Genomic DNA, 3,567 nt, shown 5'->3' with positions numbered 1-3,567 from the left:
TTAGTTCTTTCAGGATTTGTTATCGCAATTTTATTGCGAGCTAAGAAAGAACAAGATAATGAAGACGACTAGATCAAGCATTACCCGCCGTAAATCAGTATCAACAACTAAATCGTACTATTAGCCCTGAATATATTTATTCGCCATCGCTACTTGCTTCATCTGCTGCAGAGCTTGAAGCCGCTTCTGCAGGTTTAGCTTCCATTGTTGATTCAACACCACCACCGCTGATTGATTCTGTGGTCTCTTGAGTAGGTGCTTCTCCAAATGAGGTATCAAATCCGTAGTCCGCAATTATAGAGTCATAAATATTGCAAGCTTTGTCGTAGTCTCCTGAGTCTAAGGGCTCCTGGGCTTCTTTCATTCTTTTCCCAATTGCGTCTCCAACCTGAGAGTTCATTTTTCCTTGAAAATTAAGGTCCATCATTCCCTTAATGACTAGCTGGTGCTTGTTAAATGCCTGCATGTAATCTGTACATTCTTCTGCAGAAACAAATGCTGATGGAATTAATAAAGCCGCCAATAGTAAAAGTGTTTTCATCTTATCTCTCCTGTGTATTTTCTTTCGTTCTATATCCTTGTCTTAGTCTTGATTTTCGAAGAGAGTATTCCTTGAACTCTTCAACGCATTTCTCAGAACAGCAGCCGTTGTATTTTTTGTCGCAACTCTCGCATATAACTATAAAGTCATCACAAGTTGGGTTTTTGCAGTTCTTGTATCTATCGCTGCTCTCATTGCAGTGAATACACTTTGTGATCGGCTTGGTGTCAGGGTCTACATGGGAGAGAAGACGCTGATCGAACACAAAACATTTTCCTTCCCAAAGGGTATCCGGGAACTGCTGGCAAAAATTTATAATGCCGTCTTGAAGCTGATATACGTTTTTGAATCCCTCTTTGATCATATAAGATGTAGCTTTCTCGCACCTTATGCCGCCCGTGCAATAAGTTATCACCTTTTTATCCTTTAGGTCATCTAAGTCTTTTAAGGCTTCTGGAAAATCGCGGAAAGTATCAATATCCGGAGTTATGGCATTTTTAAATTTACCCACTTCAGACTCATAGTTGTTTCTAGTGTCGAGTATTACAAATTCTTCATTGCTATTATAAAGTTCAATCAGCTCAGAAGGAGTTATGTATTTCCCCTTTTTATTAAGATCGAGCTCTTGGTCCATTCTTATTATCTCGTTTTTAACCCTGACAATCATCTTTTTAAAAGGGTTAAATGTCCCAATTTCCTCTTTGAAGTTAATATTTTCAAACTGTTTTTTGCTTTTAAGAAATTCTTTATAGTTAGAGATCTTCTCATTAGAGCCGCAGAGTGAACCGTTTATACCTTCATTAGCAACTAAGATTTTGCCAAGTAAGCCTTCATTATTACAGAAATCTAGCTGATTCTGGGCAAAATCGTCCGGACTTTCTATATCCACAAATTTGTAAAACAGTATTATGTGTATCTTGTCCATAATGTGGGAAATAATTATAACTGATTGTAACTATAGAAAAAATGCCTAAAAAAAGAAGAGGGGAAGCAAGTCTTTTTCGATCTGCTTCCCCTTTCTTAAAGGAGGATGGAGGATGATTTTAAGTGCGTTACTTAAGTTTCATAAATAATATAAAGCACACGTCTTAAAAAGTCAAGAGTTATTTTTAAAATCTGTTTGAATTTTTATCTAATACTGGGGAATTGTAGTAAAAAGTAAGTATGTAGAGGGTGTTATAAAAAGAAGGGAGCCGAAGCTCCCTTTAATATCAGTAATAAATTAGAATTTAAGCAGTAGCTTTTCTTCTTCTAAGAATCATATAACCAATAATTCCCAACACGCCTGCCATTGCAATGAGTCCCCACTCGGACATTGTCGGCACATTTCTGGCTAAACCTTCACATTGACCTGTTTGAAAATTGCACTCCCTATCAGGAACAAAATCAACAGCAGGACCTATATCAAGCACAGGGCAAACTAAACCAGGATTAATTTCAGTGCAGACATCTAGGCCTTCATCATCATATTGGCAACATCCACCGGGGACTGGAGGAAGAGTAAACGTGCTTCCGGCGAATGTGTTTTGAGGAAATGCTAGATAGATAAAGCTGCCGAGCAACAATGTAATAATAAATATTGAAATACGTCTTTGAGTTATCATAACTTCCCTCCTCTTGGATTTGTGCAATTATAACATATCTGAATATACAAACCTATCGAATTATCCGTTTGGTCAGTTTAGTTTGAAGGTATGATAAAAATTAAAGACGGCTAAGGATTTTACTTGGTCGATTAAATATATACTGCAATCAATAGTGATTATTTCTTGCTATGTTCTTCATAAGCTTTGTCGACATTTTTGTGCATCTGCATAAGTTCCGGAAGTCCTATTGTGAAATCCCAAAGCGAATTAAGACCTGCTCTTGCTAATACCCTAATAGCTGTAGGGATAGAAGGTTTACCCGGTTCGTAATGGTCCCGCATATGTATTTCATTTCTTCCTTCTAAGAGTATCTTCTCAACGTCTGTGGGGATGTTCCAGTCGCTTCTGAAAACTACAGTGCCCTGAGGATTAATAATATAAACAAAATCAGGGAAAGAACCGTAGAGATTATGGGCGTTACCGTCAATACTGTCTACAAGAATAGTCCTATTTTCGCTTTCTTCCCCGGGCAATCTGCCGGCATGTTTTAATTTCTCTTCAAGTGAACTCTGTGCTGGGACATTTGATCCAGGATGTGCTTCTCTCACATATAAAACAAGAAATTCCACATCCTGAAACTCTTTAGCCACAGTATTCATATCTAAAATATTTCCAACATACATCGGACACGAAAAACTGCCCGATTCTAGAACTATCCACTTGCCAAAGTAGTCAGAAAGTTTCACCTTCTCTCCTTTAAGCGTAGTAGCTTCAAAATCGATGACCTGCTCGCCCGCTTTAGGGCCTTTGAAATCAAAAAAATTATAGTATTTTGGCTTGAATGACTCGTAATTGTATCCTTCGGCTTTGTTTGAATTTATATCACTCATTTAGAGTTTCCTGTGAAATTTTGTTTTACAGCAGTTAGTTTTCATATCCTAACACAGTGGGTCTAGAAATGAAAACATGTATTATCCTGGAGTAATATTTTGATTTACTCTAAACAAATTTGAAGGATCATACTTTTTCTTTACTTGTCTAAGCCTTTCATAATTAGCACCATAGGTTCTCTTTACCAATTTCTCTCCCTCTTCGTTAAACCCAGAGTGATTTAGATAGGTGGCGCCAGTAGAAAACTCCTTGAACTTAGCCATATTTTCCCTTGTCCATGAAATGTTGAAATCTGATTCTTTAGGATCTAACCAAGCAGAATTAAGCTCTAGTAGATAGGGCGCGCTACGATCACCAAATGCGGTTTTATCAGCGGATACTCTCATACTCGCTCCGCTTAGATCTTGTAGAACAAAAGGTAAAATCTTTGCTGGACGTTTAATAAAACTAGTAATCATCTTATCAATTACTAGATCGTCAAATTGGTTCAAATACAGTGAAGTGAAATAACAAAGCATAGATCCGTTAGGAAAAGGAGGGTCAAACATG

General features: G+C 37.5%; 5 protein-coding genes. All 5 read right to left on the bottom strand.

Going from position 1 to position 3,567, the window contains the following annotated elements; all coding sequences use genetic code 11:
- Positions 1-136: 136 nt before the first annotated feature.
- Positions 137-541, bottom strand: coding sequence for a hypothetical protein (locus AAF462_10975; protein MEM7009644.1), 405 nt, complete (start codon positions 539-541; stop codon positions 137-139).
- 1 nt (position 542) lies between these two features.
- Entirely contained in the window at positions 543-1,466 is a 924-nt protein-coding gene (locus AAF462_10970; GenBank protein ID MEM7009643.1) for a rhodanese-related sulfurtransferase, read from the bottom strand.
- Between the two features lie 304 nt (positions 1,467-1,770).
- Entirely contained in the window at positions 1,771-2,145 is a 375-nt protein-coding gene (locus AAF462_10965) for an IPTL-CTERM sorting domain-containing protein (protein ID MEM7009642.1), read from the bottom strand.
- 158 nt (positions 2,146-2,303) lie between these two features.
- Positions 2,304-3,017: a deiodinase-like protein gene (locus AAF462_10960; GenBank protein ID MEM7009641.1), complete on the bottom strand. Its 714-nt coding sequence runs from the start codon at positions 3,015-3,017 to the stop codon at positions 2,304-2,306.
- Positions 3,018-3,098: 81 nt separating this feature from the next.
- Positions 3,099-3,567: BBE domain-containing protein (locus AAF462_10955; GenBank protein MEM7009640.1), on the bottom strand; the 469-nt coding region annotated here is incomplete at its 5' end.

It is taken from the genome of Thermodesulfobacteriota bacterium (assembly GCA_039028315.1).
Lineage (GTDB): Bacteria > Desulfobacterota_D > UBA1144 > Nemesobacterales > UBA2774 > CR02bin9.
Note: the sequence above shows the minus strand (reverse complement) of the source record. Positions and strands in the feature narration are given on the sequence as shown.

Bases quoted from the DNA above. Each gene is read 5' to 3' on its own strand.
- AAF462_10970 (MEM7009643.1), bottom strand. From the start codon at position 1,466: ATGGACAAGATACACATAATACTGTTTTACAAATTTGTGGATATAGAA.
- AAF462_10965 (MEM7009642.1), bottom strand. From the start codon at position 2,145: ATGATAACTCAAAGACGTATTTCAATATTTATTATTACATTGTTGCTC.
- AAF462_10960 (MEM7009641.1), bottom strand. From the start codon at position 3,017: ATGAGTGATATAAATTCAAACAAAGCCGAAGGATACAATTACGAGTCA.
- AAF462_10975 (MEM7009644.1), bottom strand. From the start codon at position 541: ATGAAAACACTTTTACTATTGGCGGCTTTATTAATTCCATCAGCATTT.